At 51.0% G+C, this 21,260-nt stretch carries 24 protein-coding genes; 2 read left to right on the top strand and 22 right to left on the bottom strand.

Features of this window, described 5'->3' with window-relative positions:
- Positions 1–9: 9 nt before the first annotated feature.
- The 22 genes from mobC to LJN55_RS14150 all read right to left on the bottom strand — a co-directional run bounded on the left by mobC (position 10) and on the right by LJN55_RS14150 (position 18,865).
- A complete protein-coding gene (gene mobC, locus LJN55_RS14255) occupies positions 10–756 on the bottom strand; it encodes a MobC family replication-relaxation protein (RefSeq protein ID WP_227536396.1) in 747 nt (248 codons plus the stop codon).
- 11 nt (positions 757–767) lie between these two features.
- Positions 768–2,642, bottom strand: a complete 1,875-nt coding sequence (locus LJN55_RS14250) for a type IV secretory system conjugative DNA transfer family protein (protein ID WP_227534671.1) — start codon at positions 2,640–2,642, stop codon at positions 768–770.
- 748 nt (positions 2,643–3,390) lie between these two features.
- Entirely contained in the window at positions 3,391–3,696 is a 306-nt protein-coding gene (locus tag LJN55_RS14245; protein ID WP_227534670.1) for a hypothetical protein, read from the bottom strand.
- A gap of 18 nt (positions 3,697–3,714) precedes the next feature.
- Positions 3,715–4,017, bottom strand: coding sequence for a TrbM/KikA/MpfK family conjugal transfer protein (locus LJN55_RS14240; RefSeq protein ID WP_227534669.1), 303 nt, complete (start codon positions 4,015–4,017; stop codon positions 3,715–3,717).
- A gap of 49 nt (positions 4,018–4,066) precedes the next feature.
- A complete protein-coding gene (gene virB11, locus LJN55_RS14235; RefSeq protein ID WP_227534668.1) occupies positions 4,067–5,095 on the bottom strand; it encodes a P-type DNA transfer ATPase VirB11 in 1,029 nt (342 codons plus the stop codon).
- Positions 5,085–6,389, bottom strand: coding sequence for a VirB10/TraB/TrbI family type IV secretion system protein (virB10, locus tag LJN55_RS14230; RefSeq protein ID WP_227534667.1), 1,305 nt, complete (start codon positions 6,387–6,389; stop codon positions 5,085–5,087). Before virB10 ends, virB11 begins: the two co-directional genes overlap by 11 nt.
- Positions 6,386–7,273 (bottom strand): P-type conjugative transfer protein VirB9, encoded by an 888-nt coding sequence (virB9, locus tag LJN55_RS14225; RefSeq protein ID WP_227536395.1) that lies wholly within the window; start codon positions 7,271–7,273, stop codon positions 6,386–6,388. The genes virB10 and virB9 overlap by 4 nt, the downstream gene beginning before the upstream one ends.
- The gene (locus LJN55_RS14220; RefSeq protein ID WP_227534666.1) at positions 7,273–7,956 is read right to left on the bottom strand and encodes a virB8 family protein; all 684 of its coding nucleotides are present in this window, start codon (positions 7,954–7,956) and stop codon (positions 7,273–7,275) included. Before LJN55_RS14220 ends, virB9 begins: the two co-directional genes overlap by 1 nt.
- Entirely contained in the window at positions 7,949–8,089 is a 141-nt protein-coding gene (locus LJN55_RS14215; protein WP_227534665.1) for a hypothetical protein, read from the bottom strand. Before LJN55_RS14215 ends, LJN55_RS14220 begins: the two co-directional genes overlap by 8 nt.
- Before the next feature lie 89 nt (positions 8,090–8,178).
- Positions 8,179–9,210 carry a type IV secretion system protein gene (locus LJN55_RS14210; protein WP_227534664.1) on the bottom strand — a complete coding sequence of 344 codons (1,032 nt, stop codon included), beginning with the start codon at positions 9,208–9,210 and terminating at the stop codon, positions 8,179–8,181.
- A 73-nt stretch (positions 9,211–9,283) separates the two neighbouring features.
- The gene (locus tag LJN55_RS14205; protein ID WP_064375571.1) at positions 9,284–9,559 is read right to left on the bottom strand and encodes an EexN family lipoprotein; all 276 of its coding nucleotides are present in this window, start codon (positions 9,557–9,559) and stop codon (positions 9,284–9,286) included.
- 10 nt (positions 9,560–9,569) lie between these two features.
- Positions 9,570–10,289, bottom strand: coding sequence for a type IV secretion system protein (locus LJN55_RS14200; protein WP_227534663.1), 720 nt, complete (start codon positions 10,287–10,289; stop codon positions 9,570–9,572).
- A 23-nt stretch (positions 10,290–10,312) separates the two neighbouring features.
- The gene (locus tag LJN55_RS14195) at positions 10,313–13,060 is read right to left on the bottom strand and encodes a VirB4 family type IV secretion/conjugal transfer ATPase (protein WP_227534662.1); all 2,748 of its coding nucleotides are present in this window, start codon (positions 13,058–13,060) and stop codon (positions 10,313–10,315) included.
- Between the two features lie 11 nt (positions 13,061–13,071).
- Entirely contained in the window at positions 13,072–13,350 is a 279-nt protein-coding gene (locus LJN55_RS14190; protein WP_115657554.1) for a TrbC/VirB2 family protein, read from the bottom strand.
- Positions 13,350–13,997, bottom strand: coding sequence for a lytic transglycosylase domain-containing protein (locus LJN55_RS14185; protein WP_115657487.1), 648 nt, complete (start codon positions 13,995–13,997; stop codon positions 13,350–13,352). Before LJN55_RS14185 ends, LJN55_RS14190 begins: the two co-directional genes overlap by 1 nt.
- A gap of 68 nt (positions 13,998–14,065) precedes the next feature.
- Complete coding sequence (locus LJN55_RS14180; RefSeq protein ID WP_024359933.1) at positions 14,066–14,287, bottom strand: hypothetical protein; 222 nt, start codon at positions 14,285–14,287, stop codon at positions 14,066–14,068.
- A gap of 396 nt (positions 14,288–14,683) precedes the next feature.
- Positions 14,684–14,893 (bottom strand): TraR/DksA family transcriptional regulator, encoded by a 210-nt coding sequence (locus LJN55_RS14175; protein WP_009635174.1) that lies wholly within the window; start codon positions 14,891–14,893, stop codon positions 14,684–14,686.
- The gene (locus LJN55_RS14170; protein ID WP_049089936.1) at positions 14,883–15,470 is read right to left on the bottom strand and encodes a DUF2857 domain-containing protein; all 588 of its coding nucleotides are present in this window, start codon (positions 15,468–15,470) and stop codon (positions 14,883–14,885) included. Before LJN55_RS14170 ends, LJN55_RS14175 begins: the two co-directional genes overlap by 11 nt.
- 14 nt (positions 15,471–15,484) lie before the next feature.
- Positions 15,485–15,679 (bottom strand): AlpA family transcriptional regulator, encoded by a 195-nt coding sequence (locus LJN55_RS14165; RefSeq protein ID WP_009635172.1) that lies wholly within the window; start codon positions 15,677–15,679, stop codon positions 15,485–15,487.
- 138 nt (positions 15,680–15,817) lie between these two features.
- Positions 15,818–16,744: a hypothetical protein gene (locus tag LJN55_RS14160; RefSeq protein WP_227534661.1), complete on the bottom strand. Its 927-nt coding sequence runs from the start codon at positions 16,742–16,744 to the stop codon at positions 15,818–15,820.
- Positions 16,745–16,963: 219 nt separating this feature from the next.
- On the bottom strand, positions 16,964–18,157 hold the full coding sequence (locus tag LJN55_RS14155; RefSeq protein WP_064367710.1) for an MFS transporter: 1,194 nt from the start codon (positions 18,155–18,157) through the stop codon (positions 16,964–16,966).
- 3 nt (positions 18,158–18,160) lie between these two features.
- Positions 18,161–18,865 (bottom strand): type 1 glutamine amidotransferase domain-containing protein, encoded by a 705-nt coding sequence (locus LJN55_RS14150; protein WP_048284456.1) that lies wholly within the window; start codon positions 18,863–18,865, stop codon positions 18,161–18,163.
- Between the two features lie 142 nt (positions 18,866–19,007).
- Here LJN55_RS14150 and LJN55_RS14145 point away from each other — a divergent pair, with 142 nt between their 5' ends.
- Positions 19,008–19,925 (top strand): LysR family transcriptional regulator, encoded by a 918-nt coding sequence (locus tag LJN55_RS14145; protein WP_098363211.1) that lies wholly within the window; start codon positions 19,008–19,010, stop codon positions 19,923–19,925.
- A gap of 426 nt (positions 19,926–20,351) precedes the next feature.
- Positions 20,352–21,254, top strand: coding sequence for a LysR family transcriptional regulator (locus LJN55_RS14140; RefSeq protein ID WP_015689822.1), 903 nt, complete (start codon positions 20,352–20,354; stop codon positions 21,252–21,254).
- Positions 21,255–21,260 lie beyond the last annotated feature (6 nt).

Below are 21,260 nucleotides of genomic sequence, written 5' to 3'. Positions count from 1 at the left end.
AGAGAAGAACTATATGCCGTGGTCTACATCGAGCCGTTGCAGCTCGTCGAGCGTGTAGATGCGAAAGACATTCCGGTGGCGGGTTTCAAGCGGGATGTGCTGATGGTTAACGATGACGTGCCGGATGCTGTCAAACAGCCGTTCAAGACCGCGCTTTTTCTGCAGGTCCGGCACGATATAAAAAACGTAAATCCAGTCTTTCCGGGTCCGGGCCAGTAAATGGCTGGCGATGATTGACTGGTAACGGGCTTTGGTTTTCAGACGACGCTCGGTCTCAATGGCGATCACGTTACCGTCGGGGAGGGTAATCAACCCGTCCGGGCGGTGACTAACCTGATAACTGCTAAGGAACGTCGTGCGATCGCCGTTTACCCATCCGGATGCGCCTTTTTGCTCAAGGATGATTCGGGCTGCCTGATTATCAAGGTGATGTTCCAACGTCCAGCCGGTGATTTTTGAAGGCTCAAACCGTGCCGGGAAAAGCGCATCGTCGGTGGTTAATACAACGGCCAGTCCGTCACTGGTAATGCCCCACAATGAAATTTTCATCGTCCGCGATATCAATACGTGCTTGTGAATTAAGCCCATGCCCTCGACTTTTGAAAGCAGGGAATACAGTGATTTATGATCTCGAAATCCGAACAGCAGCATCAGCGTTTTAAAGTCACTGTAGGTTTCTTCCTTCAGAAAATTCAGCAGTCGTTGTATTTTTTCGTGGTGTCGCGTCTGGCGTTCGCGGTATGCGGTGATAAGCATCATTCCCCCCTTTAAAAATCCAGCAATGACGGGTTTTCCTCTTGATCGGCATTCGGTATTGTCGTGTCTTTTTCGCCCGTCTCATCAAAAAAAAGATCGGGCCGCGTTGTGGTGATATTCGGCGTTGATGCGGGGTCGGGGGAGGTTTCCTCCTCGCTAAAATCCAAGGATATGTTTACCGTTGCGGCGGTGGCGGCAATCGCGGGCGACACGGCACAGATCTCCAGTTCGCGTTTTTTCACCCTGATGGGCGAAATCAGCGAAGCAGCCGGGAGTGTTTTTGTCGTGAAGATGAAGCTGACGAAATCGGGTAGGTTCAGGATCATATTGCTGTCGGTAAAGAAACGCTCGGCCTGCCTGATGGTGCGTTCACTGTCGATAGTCTCTGTCAGCACGGCATCGGTTTTCGCTTTGCGGACCTCATCATCGACTAATATAGTGCCTGACATCCTTGCCACCCATTCAGCAGTGTCCGGATCCATGACACGATAAACCAGTTTGAATTTGGCGTTCTCAACGACCGCGCCGACAACGGCGTCGCCTTTCAAATCTGCCGGGCAGTCTTTTAAATCGGCAATCGACTGATGGTCCATAATAATATGTACACCTTTATCGCGTGCCGCGCCTAAGCCTTCCAGCGCGGGTCTGGATAAATGGTATTTCAGTTCGGAAAGATAAATAGCAATGGGGCGGGGCACGTTTTTCACTCGCTCGCGCCTTTCTGCCAGCTGGTACAGGCGAACCAGCAGCATGCGTTGAGCGGTAATGATTTTGCTGTTGCGCATTGAACCAATCACATAACAGCAACCGCCTTCCTCAAATACCGTATTAAGCGAAAACCCGGTGGGGGCATTAATGGCATCGAGTAAAGCCAGCTCTTCAATTTTCCCGAAAAAGGCTTTTATCTTATCGGCAATACCCTGAACGTAGTCGCCTTTATACACATCCCGAATGGTTGCAGTGGGATTACGGGTGACAAATTGTGCGGCTATCCGGGCCGCTTTCCGGTCGTCAATCCGATAAAAGTCTGACTCCTGACCTTTCTCTGCCAGACTGAAACCGGCAACGAAAAGCTCTTCCAGCTCATCGGCGGTGATCTCTTCAATCAGGTTTAACTGGTACTGGGGTTTTCGCAGGTCAATCAGGGCAAAGGGTTTCCCTGCATCCTCGCAGGCTTTGCGGTAAAGGTGCGGTGCCCATTCATCATCCTTGGGGTCCATCACAAATACGCCTTCACCGGCCAGAATACTTTGATAAAGTAATATCCCGGTGGCAACGCCCTTACCGGCGCCGGTAGTGCCGATAATATCCGCGTGTTGTTTTTGCCAGTCTTTTAACGGCAAATACATCGGCTGAATATCTCGGTCCACGCCGATAAATAACCCTTTGTTCAGGTCGATATAATCCAGCGGGTCATAATGCAGCGTTTCCGGCAGCAGTGATTTAACCGTGCGGACATCGGTGCGCAATTCCCGTTCAAGCGTGGTTTTTCTGACGAGGCGTTTCTTTATGTTGTCTAATTCAGGGGTTAATACCCTGCGCAGCAGAATATGCAAAATAAAACCCGTTACGGTAAAGGCAATCAGCACCGGCCATGCCAGAACGGGAATGCTGGCAACTACACGGCCTTTATAAAGCCATTGGAAAATCCAGATAACAACCGGGGCCATCGTACCGGAAAGGAAACACAGCAGGGAAAAAGCAATAATCAGCTTTTGCCACAACGGGGCTTTTTGCCGTTCATCGCTTTTCATCGACGCGAAAAACGGCATCGTCAGCCCCGATAACAGCGCCAGCATCAGCTGATGCTGTTGCATAAAAGCCATGAAGCTCAGCGCGCCATTCACTATCGGCGACAGTGAAACGGCCAGCTTATTCAAAATCACGATGCCTCCTTCGTCAGCGGTTCGCCCCATGACATCGCCCCATCAATTCGCCCCACGGTGTCGGGCGAAAAGGCGGGGCGAGCGTATGGGACGAAGAAAGTGGTCGCGTCGCGGCCATGTGCAGGAAAGCATGCTTCCCTGCACGAAACGGCGTGCGCCAGTACATGCGGGCTGGACGCCCTTATTGCCTGTCGCATGGGGGTAATGACGCGGCTGGACGCTGCGCCAAAACCCCCAACGTCAACGGCGGCACACCGTCGCCCGCTACGCGCGACCACCCCCTTTAAGACGGTCGCTTTCGCCTTTTTATTCCCTTTGCTCGTTCCTCGCAGCGTGAATAAAAGGGAAGCTGACCTTTAAAGAGGGTGGTCGCGCCACGCTACCGGCTTTTGGCCGGAGACTCAGCCGCGACGGTGTGCGGGGCTATGCCCCCCAAATAAATCGCTGTCGTGGGCGACAGCTTTTCGCTCGCTGGGGCGGCGAAATTTATTCGGCTCCCCCCGGCCGGCAAAATCCGCGTGGGCGCGGCTGTTTGCCGGTGAGGCGCGGCGCCTGAACTATTTTCACTCCTTAACCCGCGAAAATAATTCTGTCCGCTGCCTCATTTTTACGGCCCGCATTTCTTCACTCCTTAATTCGCGAAAAATGTGCTGGGCCGTAAAAACCTGAAAACCGGCACGCCTTAAGCTTGATTCGGCTGAAATATTTTGGCGCTATAGGGGACCTGAGAATAAAATTAATGCAGGGATTAATAGTGGCTCTCGCGGATTTCCCTGATGATGTCGGAATAACACTGACGACTTTCTTTAATGCTGGTTTCATCCAGTGTAAATCCACGCCGGTTAGCTTCTTCTGTCAGCGTTATTTTGTCGGTGGCGTTTAACGTTTGCAGCAACTGCAATAACCGGCAGGCAACCCGGTAGTGATAAATTTCATAATAAAGGCCGCATCCACGTATCGCCTCATTTTCAATGTGCTCAATAACACAGGCTGCGCTCATGGAATATCCGCGCTGACGTGTCCAGGGATGCTGAATAAAACCCGGTTTTTTCATGATGACTACCTCCGTTAATTAACCACGCATGCGGCCAAATTTATTGATAATCTGGCTGATTATTGCCGGGTCTGCCGAGTCACATTCAAGTAAGAACGATTTTCTGGCATCGGCAGTATGGTCCGGCAGAAAACCGTGCTTGTTCTTTTTCACGATATTAAAGAATTCACGTTCGGCCGAATGGCATTCATTGCCGCCGCCGTTCCCGGTGGCTTTACCGTACATGCATATCACCACTTCACAGGCGTCAGCGGCCATGACGGAAGTTGAACATGACGCCATAATGCAGAGTAATAATGCGGAGGGTATTAATTTTTTCATTTCGGTCACCTTCATATTTAAACGAGGGTTGCGTAATTCGATAATTTATTTATTGAAGACCTTTACTGAATACACCTCTCATGTCATTGAGATGAAGTGGTTTAAAATAAACATCACTCATCCGGCGTATGTCGCCGTGAATATCAATGCTGACTATCACATCAATGCTCTTAAGCACCTTGCGTAACAGCACGTCGAAAGGCATGTTCCGGCAGTTGGGGTTTTCATAGCAGCGGTCAATTAACCCTTCAATGCATTCTTCCGGGCTGCCCGCATGCAGGGAGGTTATTAATCCCTCATGCCCGGAACCGACGATTTTCAGCGCCTCCCAGGCCTCTTGTCCGCGAATTTCTGCCAGTAATATCCGGTCAGGGTTCATACGATAATTGGCGCGTATCAGTCTGCCGGGCGTGACAATGGCATTATCCCCGGCATCCGCCGGATAAAAGAGATGGACATAATTGGTGTGGTGATAAAAACGGATTTCGGGATTATCCTCGATGGTGGTCAGCCTGAGGTGCCGGGGAATATGGTGCAGCAGCGTTTTCATATAGGTGGTTTTACCGGATCCGGTTTCACCGACGATAAAAATTGTCTTGCCGTATTCCACCGCTTTTTCCATAAAGCGGGGAATATCCTCACTCTGATAGTAGCGGGTCAGTTCAACATCTTTGCCTTCCGTCCGCTCCTTACCGGTCACCCGGTTATAAAATCCCGCATCAATCCATGACTGATGCGTTTTCTGCCCGAATGAGGGCTTGCGCAGCGTAATAGACACGGTATTACGCTCACATGCGGGGGGAATAATGGCCTGAATGCGCTCGCCTGTCTCAAGCGTGGCGGAAAGTATCGGCGAGGTGTCGTCGATATTATCGTCCTGCCACGACGCCAGCGCTCTGGCAAAGGCGTAACACTGACGCAGCGTAATCGGGGAATCATGTTTTCGCCATTTCCCCCGGATTTTGGTATGCAGTTCACCCGGCCGGTTAACAGCAATTTCCGTCAGGCCGTCCTGCGCAATAAACTCACCAAACAGCTGGTTTTTCATAAAATCCAGCGACAGGTTTTCAGCGTTCATACCACCTCTTTTTCAGTCGCAGCTGCCAGACGGATGAGAAATCAATATCGGTACCGGTCATGATGCCGATGACATCACCCTGATTCAGGTACAGGGTGGGCGGGATATTGATGCTGTTGTCCAGCGTCGTTTTCGCCATTTCCGCCGTGGCGGCGCGGGTGTTTTCGGTGTAGTCGGTATTGCGGTCTTTCCCCGGGGCAGCATCTGACGCCGCCGCTGCCACGTCCTGCACCGTACTGAGCATCAGGGCATTGCCGAAGCGCTCCCAGAAGTGATTGTCGATCCAGCCTGAGATCCCCGCCTCGCCGAGCGGTCCGCTGGCCTGCGTATCAGTTAGCGGGATTTGCAGGCTGCCGGGCTCAGGCGTTCGCAGCTCCGTCCACAGCACAAACACCCGGCTGCGTCCGTGTTGCAGCGCCCCGGTGCGGTAGATGCCACGGGCGACCGTTCCCGCCGGGATCAGCGTCACATGGTTGCTGGCGCTGTAAACATCTTCACTGATCAGGCAGGAAATATGCCCCCCGACATCGGACACGAAGCGCCACATCATCGAACACGGGATATAGCGGTCCACCGGGATATAGAGATCAGGATCGAGGCCCAACCGTCTGACGCCGGTTACTTGGGCGACGCCCGGATTGTCGTTGTTAGCCGTTTCCGGCGCGGCAGTATCCGTGCAGCGAAGGCTGCCATCCTTTCCCTTGGTCAGTACTGACGGGCAGGATGTGTACGTCGTGGATGATGACCCACTGTCGGATGTTTCTGCGTGGCTGCGCGTTTCACCCGGGGACGTGCGTGCATTATCGCCCGGCATTGTTCGGGCGTTGTTCACCCCGTCAGCCAGCGCGGCTGCCTTGTTCAGGGCGGGTGGGGCCGGTGGCTGCGTTGGTGCGGGAGTAACGGTCTGGCTGATAGGGTCTGTTCCGTCCTGTGTGTGCGGCCCGAACAGGCCAAACGGATTACTGTCCATGCCCAGATTTTGACGCTCATGCAGCGTCTTCCCGGCGGAGGGCGGCGGCGCAGTGTCGGGTTCTTTCTCATTATGCCCTTTGAATGCACTGAAAAGACGATCGCCGCCGGATGCCAGGGCGATCACCAGCGCCAGACTCAGCAGGCTGACGATCAGCGTGCGGCGACCGGATGCCTTACTAAAACGGGTCACTTCCGGCTGGCCGGGCGGTGTTTTCTGCTCCGGCTCCTGATACGCCATTGCCGCACGGGCGCGTTCGCGGGCCTCCGCTTCCCGCTCTGCGGTGGTTTTTTCCGGTTCGTCCGGGACAGGTTTATCGGTCATTTGGCCTCCAGCGTAACGGACGGTGAAACGGTGTCGCTGCGGGGTATCGGGATGCGCCCGAATCCGTCATTTTCGATCCCCACCACTGAGGTGCCGTAACGCAGCACCAGTTGTGGCGCTGCCGGAACCACCATCACGATGTAGTTACCCTGTTTAACCGTCCTGGGCGTGACCGCCTGCTCCCGTCCGTTAACCACCCGGAAAACGGAAGGCAGGGTTTTGAGATGCGAGAATCCGAGCCAGGTGAAGCGGCCATCGTCCCAGACAAAATCCGGTGCGATGGAGGCCGAACCGGCGGCGACCCGTTTGGTGTAGCGCCAGTTGCGTGGCGTGCTGGCCTGTCCGAATGCCGCTGCTATCTGCTGCTTCTCCTGTCTTTCACGCTGCTGCGTCTGACGTGCGGCGCTGGCGGCGGCGGATTGCTGGCGAGCCTCGGCCGGATAGTGGTAACGGATAACGAACGCCTGCGCGGGTGAATCGTGGTCCAGCACATTCAGCTCCAGACTGTAATCACGCTTTGAGGTCACCACGAAAAGGTTGGTCTTCCAGTCCTTCGCCGTGGGCAAAAATACCTGACTGACGTTGTTGCCGCTGGCGTCCGTCACCGGCTGGGTGATGGGGTTCGGGCTGACGCCTACCCGGTTATCACTCTTCGTCACCGTCCAGCCTTTGGGAAAACCCGCTTGCGCATCAATCACAGCTTCATCGTCGTCAAACAGCAGCGTGGTGACGTAGCCGGGGCGGGTATTGACGACCGTGGCGTTCTGGCTGTTATACGATACGTTCTGCATCCGGCTGTCATACGTGCTGCCGCGTGGGGTGGCGGCGCTCCATGTCGCGCATGAAGCGAGTAAGCCTGTCAGGAGCAGGATGTTTTTCAGCATCATTCGCTCCTCAGTTCTTTATCGCGCTGGTAGCTGGTGACGATAAAGCCCAGCGGGTTCACTTCACGCTGACTGTCCGTCAGTTGCTGATGCGGGACATAACGATAAGTGAGTCGGATATTCCAGAAGTCCGTTTTCACTGAATTATCAGAAATACGGCGGAGGGTGCGCTTGATACGCAGGGTTGCCAGGTTATCCGGCCCGGTGGCAGGCGCATGCACATTAGAAATAATGTCGATATAGACGACATATTCGGCTTTATTAAAAATAACGTCCGGCGCCTGGTCGCCGTTAAACCCGTCCAGATAATCCCGGTTCTCGCTGTCGCTGTTAAATAACTGTACGTCGTCGTAATCACGCTGGAGGGCGAAATAATTATACCCTTCGCGGAGTCTGACATAGTGTGCCGCCAGTGAATGGGCCAGCGCTTTTTCAGACGCAATATCCCGCTCTTTAATGCGGGTCATATACTCATAACGACCGGTTTGTTTATCCACCGACCACAATTCAATGTCAGTGGTTTTCAGCGGCAGCAGAATAAGAATGGCCGTAATTGCCAGTGCAGCCAGAATCAGCCCGGCAGCGGCCACACGCCAGGCAGTTTTGCGGGAATGCTCTTCCTTTTCCAGCAGGATGGATTCAAAAGAACGCGAGACATTAATGATGCGCTGAATATCAGACATGGTGAGTCAGCTCCTGGATCATGGGGGGGGAATTCACCGGCTGGGGATCGCCGGACACCAGCGGGAGGTCGCCCTGATGCTGCGCGCAGCCCGTAAGCGCGCACAGCACCAGAAGCAAGATGCTGAATTTCATGGAAGCCTCTTATCGGATAAATGCAGGAAGGCCGCACCGCTGGCAGAGGCCACGGCGTGACGGAGAAAAGAAATTAGCGGTCTGGAGGATTAACGGTGACGCTGCTGATTCTGGCGTTTCATGCTCTCAATGGCGGTGGCACGTTTCTGCCAGGCGTTCACGGCTTTGCCCGCCCCTGCGGCAATGAACCTGCCTGTTGTCGCTGCTGCGGCCATGCCACCTTTGGCGGTCAGTCGGCCCCCGGCCTTTATGCCGGGTCTGGCGACGTCGGCAGATTTGCTCGCCAGACCGCTCAGTCCGCTCATGACTGCACCCTGTAACACGGCCTGCACGGCGGCACCGCTCAGCGCAGTGGCTATTTTCGCTGAAAAATACACCACGACGCCTGCTGCAATCCCGGCCAGCAAACATTGCGCCGCCAGGGTCACCATATTGCTTTCAGCAGACGTTGCTGTGGCGGCATCCAGTATTTTATTCAGGTAGTTGATGGCGATCCGGACAGACAGGGCAGAGAACATGACCGTCAAGATTGCGGTAAATATTGTTTTCAGCCAGTTATCAAACATGGGTTTAAGAAAACCGTACAGCAGGCAGAAAATAAAGAGTGGGGCGGTGGTGGTCATTAACAGAATGGTGATTTCGGCGAGCAGGTTGACAAACGTTGCAGCCAGTAACAGAACGATTGCTCCGCCCCAGACCAGCACCTCGGCAAAACCGCCATTCACTCTAACGTAGGTGGCGGTATCGAGATTAAACAGCGTTTGCCCCAGCGTTTGTGCCTTTTCCCACACCGTATCGAGCAGCGCCCAGACATTATCATCGCCACTGATGCCGTCCTTAAGCCCTTCAATGGCGGCAATGATGGCATTCAGCCAGCCATCGCGGTTTAAAACAAAGGTAGTGATAAGCAACATGCGCCCCACATCCCAGACAACATCTTCAACCGGTGTCTGGAGTTTGCCGCCAAGCGTCTGATACCCGCGATACGTAATAAACAGGGTGAAGGAACTGACGATAATCACACTGATTAGGGTGCCGTAGGTAGAAGACTGACCTTCTAACACGGCATTGAGTCCATCCATGATGTTTTTGTCCATACCAACAAAAATACCACCGGACATGGTGCCTCTCATTAGTCAGGAACAGACAGGGGATAAAAACAGGGAGGGATCCCTGTTTTTGTTGGCGGGGATCTTACTGAGTGACGGATTTTCTTTTTTGGGCTTCCTGCTGAAACAGCGTCTCGAATTTTTCCCGAATGCCGGGTTTCCCTGTCTGGGCAAACATTAATGCGGCCCGGTGCGCAAACTCGCAGTTGTCGCTTGCTTCACCATCCGTGAGGCATTGCGTATAGACCTTATAGGTTTCATCGGGATGTTCTTTGTACCAGGCTTCTGATTTCGTCTCTTTACAACCGGATAAGACGAGAATGCCTGACATGACGCACAAGGTTAATACGGGTTTCAACATGTTAACCTCCCTATAGAGAGTTCAGATCGGCAACGGGCGCAGTTAATTGCTGTTGCTCAAAGGCTTTCTGTTTTTGCTGCTCCAGCAGCGTTGCGCGCTGTTCAGTCTGTTTGACTGACATCTCCCACTGGCTGGTCAGCGCATTCAATTGTACGCTTTTGGCCGCGATGGCGTTAGCCAGGTCCTGTGACTCTTTCGAATCCTGCGCATTAGCAATACGGTCTGATAAATCTGATATATCGTCGAGCGTGCCCGTGATCTTGTTTTCAACCTCGGACGTATTTTCTATTGCTACAGCCTGATTCAGGATCATCTGTTTGCAGCTGTCCAGATAGCGTTGTGAAGTGCTGGACGGGTTACAGGTATCGAACGTTTTATATTTGTAATACAAGCTATTCAGTTCAGAAGAATATGACCCGCTTTGGTTGCTCAGCAGGTCATCCAGTGAAATACCGTTTTGACGAAGATTATCAATATCGGTTTTCAGACTTTTGGCCTCGCGGAGAAATGCCTGAACGTCACGCACGCCCGTTGCCGTGGCTAATTGCTGCTTGTAGGCATCAAGTTCACTTCTATAGTGGGTAACGGTTTCCTGCCACTGCTGGAGTTTCTGGATCCACTGATTCATGGATTCGGTATTCTGTACGGCGTCGAATACCGGTATTCCGGCGCTCATCGCCTGGGTGGAAATCAACAACGATAATGCCAGTATGAGTTTTCTGAACCGCATTTTCATTACCTCCGTCGTGAATATTACAGGGCTTGTTCAAGGAAGGCGGCTTTCCAGTCATCAGGCTGCATTCCTTCCTGATACAGGGTGTCGAACAGTTTCAGGTTGTCTTCGCTGCCGCTCAACATTTTGGTGAGTTTCCCGAGGCCCGATAAATCCATTTTCGCCATCGCCACAAAAGGCCGGGTTTCACCCGCGCGTAACGGCGTTTTCAGGACCACCATAGAGCGCTCACCCGGATCGAGGTTTCTGACGATGTCGTACACGCTTTCCGGCACTTTCATCTTTTCCACGTAATCCGCCCGGCTGGCCTTCGGGTTGGCAAGAAATATCTGCGTGCTGCACTGCTCGATAATCGCCGGGGCAATTGGATGTTTGACGATTTCGTCAGGCGACTGCGTGGCGGGGACGAAGATGCCGTTCAGCTTGCGGATCACTTTCAGCATATTGAGCGAGAAGCGGGAGAATTCGATATCGGCCAGCCATTTCCAGAACTCGTCCATGAACATCACCAGCCGGCGACCATCCAGCAGGCTGGTGACGCGGTACAGCAGATAAAACGTGATGGGGCCGCGAATATCGTCATCATCGAGAAATTCCGTACCGTCGATACCAAAATTTTCGACGTCGCTGATGTTGAAGGTGTCCTCCTCATTGTCGAATACCCAGCCGAACTCGCCGCCCTGCGCCCACTGTTTAAGGCGGATGCGCAGCCCGTTTATGCGGGCGTCGGGGGTTGGCGGCTCCGGCAGGACTTCCAGCAGCCGGGTGATACCGAACTTGCGGTATTCGGGCGGGTAGTCGAGCATAATGGTATCTACGGCGGCACTGATCCGCTCCTCATCGCGCGGATCGAGCGGTTTGCCGTTGCGGCCGCACAGCATGCGCACCAGTCGTTTGATAAAGCTGATATTCCGCCGGGTTGGGGCAAGCGAAAACGGGTTAAACCCGGTGGGCGTGCCGGTACGGATACGGAAGTAGCGTCCGCCCATCTGGCGTATCGCCATCTCCGCCGCCCGGTCCTTGTCGAAATACACGGTAGTCAGTTGCTTAAGAGGGGCTGATTCAGAGAACGTCGCCGGATTGCGGTACTTCTGCATCAGTTGCTGCATCATGGTCATCAGCATCGTTTTCCCGGAGCCGGTTTTCCCGATAATCGCCGTATTACCCGGCGTTTTTTCGTTGAAGTCATCCCGTCCGCTCTGGCTGTCGTGCAGGTTCAGGTAATACCCGCCACCGCCAGGGGATTTGAGGATGGCGATGGCATCGCCCCAGGGATTGCCGTTTCGTTTGTGAGGATGAAAATTGTGCAGGCTCGCCAGGTCGGCAAAGTTCTGGCTGCTGACGGCCACCAGACGGGGGCGCAACGTATACACCCCCGGCAGTTGCGCCAGGTACGCGGCGGGCAGCGACAGCGTGGACAGCGTTGTCATGATGCCGAGGTCGGCGAAAGGCTGCGCCAGCGCGTTGGTATCCTTCACCACCTGGTCGGTGTTGTCTGAAGATACCAGCAGGGAGAAGTGGTATTTACCACAGGACACATGCCCGGACTGGAGCAGGTCACGCAGGACAATCAGCTCTTCACGCTGCGAAATGGCGTCGTCATCCGCCGAAGTCAGGCGCTTTTCCGCCAGGCGAATATGCTTCTGCGCCTCATCGCGGGCCATGCAGGTGAAGGACTGCGTCAGCACATACTCGCTTTCAGCATACAGCAGCGCGTCCAGCAGGCCGGTCGCGGTTTCAGGCGAATAATCTTTGATTTCCAGACTGCGGAAAAAACGGGAGCCGCCGACGGTCTGGCACTCGGCGGTGTCGGTGGTAAAAAAGACATCCGGCGTGCTTAATGTTTCATAAAACGGCGCAGGCGTGACCGCCACCTTTTGCCACTGGCCGGTGAGCAGACGGTGATAAAAGGACAACTGGGCGGAATACACCCGCCCGTTGTCTTCATACATCCCCAGCGGCGTCGCCGTATAGCGGGACAGCGCCGATGCCAGCGCATCCCGGTGTTCCAGCATCACTTTCAGGGCATCATCCAGCGCCGCTTTGCGTTTACCGGACGGCTGCGCCTTCATGGCCTTTTTCTCCAGCGGAGAGAAGGGCGCATAGCAGACGGTGAAAAACAGCCGGTGTCGCCAGAACGGTTTTTCGTTGATCGGCTGGTAATACAGCCGGGTCACTTCATCAGAAAAGGGAATACCTGAATTTGCGTCAAAGGCATCGTGGTATTTTTCCCGGATACGGTGAAGATAGAAAGTGACCGGCAGGCCTTCATAAGCCCGAATAACGTTATTGAGATGCGTCGCCATTAACGTCAGGTGGTGTTCGTCCTCGCATTCAAAAACGGTGCCCTCCAGCTCCCAGCTGGCAACCAAATCACCCTGGCGGTTTCTGATGACGTGCGGATGAATATGGGAGGAATACGGAATGTATTTCTCCAGCGTAACGCGCTCGTTTAACTTCATCTTTTCAATAAACTCCGAGACGTCGACGGCGTCATAGCGGTTTGCCAGCAGGGCATTGGCACCAAAATGTTTATTGGTGCCAAACCGGCCACGGGTTTTAAAGGCCAGCCAGAGCATGCCGAAATAGTGAATATCGGTTCTGGCCTTTGCCTTCATCTCCAGCCAGGCGGGAATAAGCAGTAATATCAGGTAATAGCTGACATAGACCGCCAGCAGGACGATGGCCCCGCTGACCATCACGAACGGCACGAGGGGAATGCCGGCTATGGCGGCAGGCCGCGTCAGCGCTTTGTTCAGCGTAGCCATCGTTACCTCCCTTATGACGCCCAGTAGGCACCGAAACCTGACGCACCGACGATAAGGATGGCGCCAATGATGACGTTGCGCATGTCATGCAGGCTCTTGCCGTCAAACAAGACTTTGTATCCCACCCACATGGTGGCCAGCGTGATGGTGACTGCGGCCAGCCCGAGCAGGCCGGTGGAGGTGTTACTCAGCGTCTCATTGGCTTTATTAAATCCGCTGTCTGCTGCCAGCGCCGGGCTTGTCATTAACAAGCAAGAGAGGACGCGCCAGTCAGTCTGTCTTCGTTTCATCATTGTTCCTCCTGGGGGCCGGGAATGGGTAACGTGCCGCGTATCACGGCGTTGGGGTAGCGCAGGGATGTCAGAACTGGCGTGGCGTTATCGGTAAGCTCACCACGCAAGACGGCGGCGGGGTAATGGATTTCCTGCACGAGCTTTTCGGTGGGAGGTCGCTGCCGGTCTTCCTGCGTTGACGGTACGGGGTAGCCGATGCGCTGGATGTAGCTGGTCTGGTTAAACGCGGATTCCGGCTGTTGGCCGGTCGTGAAATTTCCCGAGTAGTAGCAACTGAGCGCACGTTTCAGGGAGCCGCCGCGGCGGTAGCAGTCGGTGAAGATGTGCTCAAACACGGACAGGTTGGTACAGGGGGCAAGAAGGTCACGGGCGCTCACGCCGTAATGACGGAAATTGGTGCTGGTGATTTGCATCAGCCCGACTGAATAACGTCGGCCCTGTGCCGCCAGCCGTCCGGTGAGGCTGACGGCCTCATCCTTACTGGCGGGGAAATGTGAAATCACGCCTTTGCCTCCGGGCAGAATTTCAGCGATGGCATACGGATTCAAACCGGATTCGACCCGCGCCACATCGAGTGCCGTAGACGGGTGAACGCTGGCGGCGCACTGCATCGACAGCGTAAGAAAGGCTGTGGTGGATAGCATGGTGGTCTCTTAACAGTCAGCCCGGCGGGTGTATACCAAGCCCCTGCCGGAGGAAGGTCAAAAGCGGATTAAGCAGAGGCGGTATCCTGCGAAATGCCGCTATCTTCTCTGGGTTCAAGCAGCACCAGCTTGCCGGAGACAGCAATACCGGGTGTCAGCATGATATTCAGGCCAGACTTACCGTTATGAGCGAACGCCACGCCAACCCTGGTCCAATACGTGTTTATTTCGCCCTGTGCATCGGGTTGACTTTCCTGGGTGACAAATACGTGATAAATGGGTTTTCGCATGAGGCCTCCTCTACTAGAAACAACGATGAGTTAAATAAATGTCACATCCCAATTCTGCATTCCGGTTTAAACGGGCCAGCGAGAACATTCAGCGGCACCCTGAATTGTGGTTATGTGACAGCCCGAACCTTATTTTTAAAGAGCAGCACCTGAACCAGGCGAATTAACGTCAATACGGGTAACTATTATGTAATGACGTTTTCATGATCAGATATCCGGGGCGGTATATAAACGATAAATTCAAAGTTAAAATGAGAGAGATAAATGAGCGGTGGAAGGGGATAAGCTTTGGGGTAAATAAAAGGAAGTGGAATATATAATAAAGACGACTGTGGATTTATAGTTAATGATAGAGACATGCAGGAGAAATATTCCTGCATGTCTCTGTGACCATTATTAACGTCTTCGGCGTTCAAGTTTTTCCTGACATTCCGTGCAGGTGGTTATGCCCGGAAGTGCCTGCCGTCGCTTTTCAGGAATGGGCTTACCGCATACACGACAATGGAATAATGATGGCGTAGACCCTGGCTTAAAACGACTCTGTTCAATCATATCCTCCAGTCGTTGCTCATTAAATTCCTGATCGCGGTCAATCTCATCTGGCATGGGCGGCCCTCCGGTCTGACGCCTCCTGTTCGCAAAGTGCGATACGCTTCCAGACGATGGTCAGTGACAGCCCTTCGACTTTCGGCAGCAGGGTTTGCGTTACCTGCATCATGGCGGCCAGCGCATCGGTCGATTCCAGGTTGGCCACCCGGCATTGTTGCCATTGCCGCCAGATGTCCGCATCCGTCTCTTCGTCCGGCTCTGGCGTCCGGCCATAAGGCACACGGACGCCCAGTAACCGGCGGCGAAGGCAAACTTCGTTGGAGGTGAGGCCAAAATACTTGTTGAGTAGCGCAATTGACCCCCCGAGCCGGATGGCATGATCAATACGTTGCTGCTGCAGAACCTCCTCACGGGATTTAGCCAGAAGCAGGTGTAATGCGTCGTGATGAACCGTCACAGCCAAAAACTGCGCAGACTCCCGACTGATGATAAACAGCTCGTCTAGTGATAATTGGTTGAGGGCATTCATTTCCTCGAAAGTGAATCCTAGCGATTCACAGTAACGAATGTTGCCATCCTTCAATGCATGCAGGGCATCGGTTAATACGGCGTAATTAAGTGATGGGATAATCATGGTATTTTCTCCCTTCAGCCTATTGAGCGGCGGACTAATTTAATATTGATCCATTCGTCAATTTCCGATTCGAGCCAGGCGACACTGGCCGGGCCAATCTTGATTGAGCGGGGGAAGGTACCGTCTTTCATATACAGATAGATTTGAGAGCGCTTCAGACCCGTTTTTTCTTCAACCTGTTTCAGACGTAATAACTGATGAGATGTCACGGTATTCTCCTGTGGCAGATATAGCGCTAGCCGGGAGATAACACGACAACACAAAGTCGTGGTGTGGAGAAAGCTGATGAGCCCGTATTACGGAAAATACAATCCTTAATACGGGTTTTCATAGCGAAGGGCATCATCTTACTTTTGTGTTGGCAGGGAAGGGGGCGAGCCGCGCTCAAGCGCAGCCTTGAGCGTGTCGCCACTGAATCGATCGGTAATGCCTTCCTCTGATGCCCATTGTTCAAAAATGGACAATAGTTTATACGGTTGCATGATTAGCGGACTGATAGTTTCATTATTTTTGCAGGCAAGCCAGAAGAGGCGTGATAGAGGGGTGGATATCCGAGTTGGAGAGGGTGGAAGTATTTCTTTTTCGATCGGTTTGTTGATCAACTTATCAAGTTCACTTTTTCTGAGGACAAAGCAGGCATCACTCGGTAATTCATGCATAGGAAAATAACATTTATTAAAATCTTTTTTTAGGTCGTTTAGTGCTATTTTTTCGTAACCATCCGATGAAATATCTTTAGGTAGCCTTTTTACTTGTCGTTCGATTCTTTCATGCCATGTCATCTTTTCGAAAACTTGAAACGCTTCCCCCAATAAAGAAACGGTAATGCCATAATTATTCGACCTTGCTCCAGTTACAGGTGGTGGAATCTTTAATGATTGTGCAAGTAAACGCTGTATAAGGACATATTCATAGCCGAGCAATGTTGTGTCGATGACTCTCTGTACAGGGTGGATATATCTTCCTTCAGTACTGAAAGTTAAATTGTTTTCGCTGACAAAGGAACTTTCGGCAAGCATGAATGATTTCATCATTGACGAACTTTTTATTGGTCTTAGCTTTAATTTATGATTTCGTGATTTAATTTTCCTCAATATTACTGGGGATTGAAAATATATTGAAAGACGAATTTTACCTTGTAGCGCGAATCGATAAAAATCACTTTTTTTTATTTTACACCCATTCAATCCGTTGAAGAGTCTAACAGCCTCCCTGATAGTTATCCAATCTGGAATTCCATCTCTAATGTTTGGGTAAGTGGGCTTTTCTGACATAGTACATCTCCTTTCACACAATGATATTGCTGATGAATGTCGCTGTGTTTTTGAAAGGTGTTTAAAATTACGATTGATACTAAACAGGCCAGAATAATAGAGGCTGAATTTGTAAAATAAACACTACTTGTATCTGGTTGTGATATTTTTCAAAGAGGTAAAATAAAATGGCTCAGTGATTTGGTGTTCACTGAGCCATTTTAAATGCTATGTGTACTATCAGGAGTAATCGGAGGTGGTGCGTCTTTTATTTGAATTTATTTGTAATAACATCCACAAAATACCAACTATTACAACTCCGCCTCCAACCCAAGTAGGGCTTGTAAGACCAGTAACATCCAGTGCTACACCTCCCAATAGAGACCCTAATGCAATACCTCCGTTAAAACCGGCAATATTCAGTCCTGCTGCCACCGCTGGAGCTTCAGGTGCATGTATGTGAGATAGTCCGATCACTCTTGCTTGCATTGAAGGAACCGCTGCGTATGTCAATGCTCCAAGCAAGCCAATAAACAATGCCATTAACATTAAGGATGAGACAGAGAACCACATAGCAAAGAGGACGATCGCCAGACCAATAAGAACTGTCATCACTGCACGGTCTGCACCTTGCTTGTCAGTCAGGCGGCCACCCCAGACATTCCCGATAGCGGCCATCACGCCGTATACCAACATAAGCAAACTACTCGTACGCTCGTCTACATGCGTTACCTGAAGTAGAATCGGGGAAATATACGTATACAGGGCAAAAGATCCTGCATAAGCCAAAACTGTAATTCCTGCTCCCGCAAGCAGTAGTGGATTGAACATGGCTTTTAAACCGTCCATGGCATTTGCTTGCAAGGATGGATCATTTTGATCCGTGGGCATCAGCATTGCCAATCCAATGAAACCGATCGCTCCACTTGCCGTTACTGCCATGAATATAGACTGCCAACTCAACAGACTACCGATGTAGGTACCAAGTGGTACGCCTAATGCCAACGCAATTGTAAGACCGCCAAAAACGACCGAAACAGCGGCGCCGGCACGATGTCGCCCGGCCAGTTGGGTTGCCACACTTGAAGCAACAGCAAGAAACACTCCGTGCCCTAAACCGGAAGCAAATCGTGCAATCAACATAGGCGTTAGGGACTCAGACGCACTGACGATACCATTGCCAACTGTAAACAGGCCCATAGCAACAAGTAATAATCTTTTACGAGGCCATCGTGTTGCCAACGCAGTTAATCCCGGAGCACCAATTACGGCACCGAGGGCGTAGGCTGTCACCGCTGTACCTACATGACTGACACTGACGTTTAAATCAACTGATATCCTGGAAACCAAGCCGATCGTGACAAATTCAGTGAATCCCAAAGCAAAAGCGCAGAGTGCAAAGACATATATAACAAAAGGCATGCGTTCTTTCATAACTCAGGCTCTTCTATTTTCAATAGAAGCCAACAAAGGCAGCATTGCCTCAGCGACTCCTTTTGCGGAAGCGGGATTCTGTCCGGTCACTAATCTCTCGCTGACAATCACCTGTGGCTGAAAATTTGCGGCTGCAAGATGCTCAGCACCTCTTTGCTTCAGCGTGTCTTCAAGTAAGAATGGTACAATGTCGTACAACCCTACGGCACGTTCTTCATCGTTGGTAAAAGCTGACACCTTTTTGCCTGCAACCAGATATTCATTATCGGAAAGCCGAATATTCACCAATCCGGCGGGGCCATGACAAACCGCAGCGACAACGCCACCCTTTTCATAAATTCGTGATGAAACACCCGCCAACTCTATATTGTCAGGGAGATCCCACATCGTCGCATGCCCTCCTGCATAGAAGACGGCGTCATAGACGTCAGGATCAATCTGCGAGGGTTTTAATGTGGTTTTAGTTGCCTCGCGTAAGGAATCATTATTCCAAAAGGAGGCGTTAACCGGATCGCTGAGGTCTAAACCGTCAACATGTGTCTTGCCCCCCTTGGGACTCACGAAATCAATTTCATATCCTTCTTTTGTGAGTACATCGTAGGGGTGAGACACCTCAGAAAGATAGAAACCACTGGGTGCGGCATCTTTACTCTCGGCTTGACCTTTACGGTCATGGCTGGTCAATACAAACAGGATACGTTTAGGCATTTTAACTTCCTCTATATGGGGGGACTTAAAGCAAAATTCTTCTGACTGCATGCGACATAACAGACTTGTCATATTGAGTCTTATTGTGGAACAATCTATTTATCCTTTAAATAGACCTAAACGGACAAACACTTACCCCAAAATGAACAAAATAAACTTGAGAAATGACGACCTTGAAGTGTTTTTACACGTCGTCGACAGAAACAATTTCTCTGCCGCAGCACGAGACCTACAGATACTCCCCAAGATGGTGAGCAAGCAGATAGCCAGGCTGGAAACTGCACTTGGCACTACACTTTTTGAAAGAAACACCCGTAATCTACGTATTACAGACGAGGGCAGAGCTATAGCTGAGAGGGCTCGCGTAGCGTTGGCCGTTCTGGATGAGATGAAGGAACTTTCCCGAGGGGATAGTGAGGAGTTAAGCGGAAATATTCGTTTGACTGCGCCCGCACCGTTTGGCCGAAAATATGTTGCTCCTGCGATCGCTGCATTCTGCCAAGTACATCCAAGGGTGGGCTTTGATTTAAGGTTATCTGACCAAATCCAGGATCTTTACAGTGGTGATTTCGATCTGGCTATTCGTATGGGGGATCTGGCTGATTCTCGCCTTCTGGCCAGAAAAATAGCAAATAATAGACGTATTCTCATCGCATCGTCCGAATACCTGAAGAATCATCCACCCATTGAGCGACCAGAAGATCTTTTAAATCACAACTGCTTAGTATTCGCTTACCCGGGTTTTTTACACAATTCATGGACGTTACGTAAAGACGGTCATGAAAGAAGCATCAGCGTTACTGGCAACCTTATCAGTGACAACGGAGACGTATTGCATGCCTGGAGTCTGGCGGGGCTTGGCATATCTCTTCGAGAAACTTGGGATATTCATGATGAATTGAGGGCTGGGAAACTTTGCCGAGTTCTGCCTGATTGGGAAGCAAACACATCTCAGATCAGTGTTGTCCGGGCGCGGCGAGATCCTATACCCCGTAGGCTAAGTGTATTTATCGATTTCATGACTGAAAAATGGAAACGGGCACCATGGGATGATGATTAATGTTCCGAAAGGTAGTCCGAACCGGTCTAACAGAAGCTAACCGCTTCGTTGACCAACGAAAGTTGTGATAACTCGATTTGAGTTGAGGTTGTCAACGTTAATAGATAAAAATACAATGATTGTTTAGCCAATTTAAAGGTTTAGCGACTATCAATCCCTAGAGTAAATTATAGAAAATAACACGCCAATCCGAACCTTATGGCATGCGTGAAGCCTTAATGTTAACCAGATATAACACACATAAAATATAATAATATCAATGTGTTATATTGCTATATGCTATCCTTACCCTATAAGATCGTTTAATTGTTAAAATAAGTTAATATGTGTAGAAGCATTAACTAAACATGTTTATAACATAATACTGTGCAGGCTTTCGATTTTATGTCGTAATCGGAGAGCTTCAGGCTCTTAAGGGTGCGCAGTATGAGCTATCTGGTTCAGTTACGAAGTTTTGTTGAAGTATACAAAGCTGGTTCGATTTCAAAAGCGGCAATGCGGTTGGGCATAAGCCAGCCTGCAATGTCTGCCCACATTCATTCACTTGAGGCTTTTACCGGGTGTGTTCTCTTTACTCGTCGTTCACATGGTGTGGTGGCTACAGTGGATGGGGAGGAATTGGCGAGATTGGTGGCTTCAGATTTAGAAACGATTGAACTGAAGTTGTCGATGCTTAGATCACGTACAAGAAAGTCCTCGGGGACAGTATCTTTCATCGGGCCAGCAGAATTAATGTGGTCAAAATTACCGTACTTGGTGAAAATATTATTCAATGAAGGTATTAAATTTAAAGTTTTGACAGGAAATAGGAAGCGCATATACAGCTGTCTTCTGGACGGAAGTTGTCAACTAGGTTTCACAACTTCTATGCCGGATAAACAAAAATTTGGATATGCTGAAATTGGAATGGAAAAGTTAATAGTTGTGGTAGCGTCACTCATAGCAGACAACTTCAAAGAAAACGAGGACGTGATTGATACGCTGTCGAAGCTTCCTCTAATAGCTTACGATGAACAGTTACCCTTGATAAGGGAAGTTTTCCAGGATTCTTCGCGATTTTTTGCACTGCTTCGTCCGTCTATTACTGTACCGGATTTGCGGATTTTAGAAAGAATGATCCGAGAAAATATTGGTTGGACTGTGATGCCTGAGTATTTATGCGCCCAAAGCATAGCAGGAGGTCAGATCGTTGAAGTAAATGTCCATGAGAGACTCCCTATAAATTCAATCTATTTGGTATGGATTGATAGCTCATTACGTAACCCACTCGTTTCAGGAATAAGAGACAGAATTCTCGAACTATCAAAAAATAGCGGATTTATGGTTTGAGATACA

The sequence above is a fragment of the Erwinia rhapontici genome (assembly GCF_020683125.1).
Lineage (GTDB): Bacteria > Pseudomonadota > Gammaproteobacteria > Enterobacterales > Enterobacteriaceae > Erwinia > Erwinia rhapontici.
Note: the sequence above shows the minus strand (reverse complement) of the source record. Positions and strands in the feature narration are given on the sequence as shown.

Excerpts from the sequence above, each read along its gene's own strand:
- mobC (WP_227536396.1), bottom strand. The coding sequence starts at position 756 with ATGCTTATCACCGCATACCGCGAACGCCAGACGCGACACCACGAAAAA.
- LJN55_RS14245 (WP_227534670.1), bottom strand. The coding sequence starts at position 3,696 with ATGAAAAAACCGGGTTTTATTCAGCATCCCTGGACACGTCAGCGCGGA.
- LJN55_RS14240 (WP_227534669.1), bottom strand. The coding sequence starts at position 4,017 with ATGAAAAAATTAATACCCTCCGCATTATTACTCTGCATTATGGCGTCA.
- virB11 (WP_227534668.1), bottom strand. The coding sequence starts at position 5,095 with ATGAACGCTGAAAACCTGTCGCTGGATTTTATGAAAAACCAGCTGTTT.
- virB10 (WP_227534667.1), bottom strand. The coding sequence starts at position 6,389 with ATGACCGATAAACCTGTCCCGGACGAACCGGAAAAAACCACCGCAGAG.
- virB9 (WP_227536395.1), bottom strand. The coding sequence starts at position 7,273 with ATGCTGAAAAACATCCTGCTCCTGACAGGCTTACTCGCTTCATGCGCG.
- LJN55_RS14220 (WP_227534666.1), bottom strand. The coding sequence starts at position 7,956 with ATGTCTGATATTCAGCGCATCATTAATGTCTCGCGTTCTTTTGAATCC.
- LJN55_RS14215 (WP_227534665.1), bottom strand. The coding sequence starts at position 8,089 with ATGAAATTCAGCATCTTGCTTCTGGTGCTGTGCGCGCTTACGGGCTGC.
- LJN55_RS14210 (WP_227534664.1), bottom strand. The coding sequence starts at position 9,210 with ATGTCCGGTGGTATTTTTGTTGGTATGGACAAAAACATCATGGATGGA.
- LJN55_RS14205 (WP_064375571.1), bottom strand. The coding sequence starts at position 9,559 with ATGTTGAAACCCGTATTAACCTTGTGCGTCATGTCAGGCATTCTCGTC.
- LJN55_RS14200 (WP_227534663.1), bottom strand. The coding sequence starts at position 10,289 with ATGCGGTTCAGAAAACTCATACTGGCATTATCGTTGTTGATTTCCACC.
- LJN55_RS14195 (WP_227534662.1), bottom strand. The coding sequence starts at position 13,060 with ATGGCTACGCTGAACAAAGCGCTGACGCGGCCTGCCGCCATAGCCGGC.
- LJN55_RS14190 (WP_115657554.1), bottom strand. The coding sequence starts at position 13,350 with ATGAAACGAAGACAGACTGACTGGCGCGTCCTCTCTTGCTTGTTAATG.
- LJN55_RS14185 (WP_115657487.1), bottom strand. The coding sequence starts at position 13,997 with ATGCTATCCACCACAGCCTTTCTTACGCTGTCGATGCAGTGCGCCGCC.
- LJN55_RS14180 (WP_024359933.1), bottom strand. The coding sequence starts at position 14,287 with ATGCGAAAACCCATTTATCACGTATTTGTCACCCAGGAAAGTCAACCC.
- LJN55_RS14175 (WP_009635174.1), bottom strand. The coding sequence starts at position 14,893 with ATGCCAGATGAGATTGACCGCGATCAGGAATTTAATGAGCAACGACTG.
- LJN55_RS14170 (WP_049089936.1), bottom strand. The coding sequence starts at position 15,470 with ATGATTATCCCATCACTTAATTACGCCGTATTAACCGATGCCCTGCAT.
- LJN55_RS14160 (WP_227534661.1), bottom strand. The coding sequence starts at position 16,744 with ATGTCAGAAAAGCCCACTTACCCAAACATTAGAGATGGAATTCCAGAT.
- LJN55_RS14155 (WP_064367710.1), bottom strand. The coding sequence starts at position 18,157 with ATGAAAGAACGCATGCCTTTTGTTATATATGTCTTTGCACTCTGCGCT.
- LJN55_RS14150 (WP_048284456.1), bottom strand. The coding sequence starts at position 18,865 with ATGCCTAAACGTATCCTGTTTGTATTGACCAGCCATGACCGTAAAGGT.
- LJN55_RS14145 (WP_098363211.1), top strand. The coding sequence starts at position 19,008 with ATGAACAAAATAAACTTGAGAAATGACGACCTTGAAGTGTTTTTACAC.
- LJN55_RS14140 (WP_015689822.1), top strand. The coding sequence starts at position 20,352 with ATGAGCTATCTGGTTCAGTTACGAAGTTTTGTTGAAGTATACAAAGCT.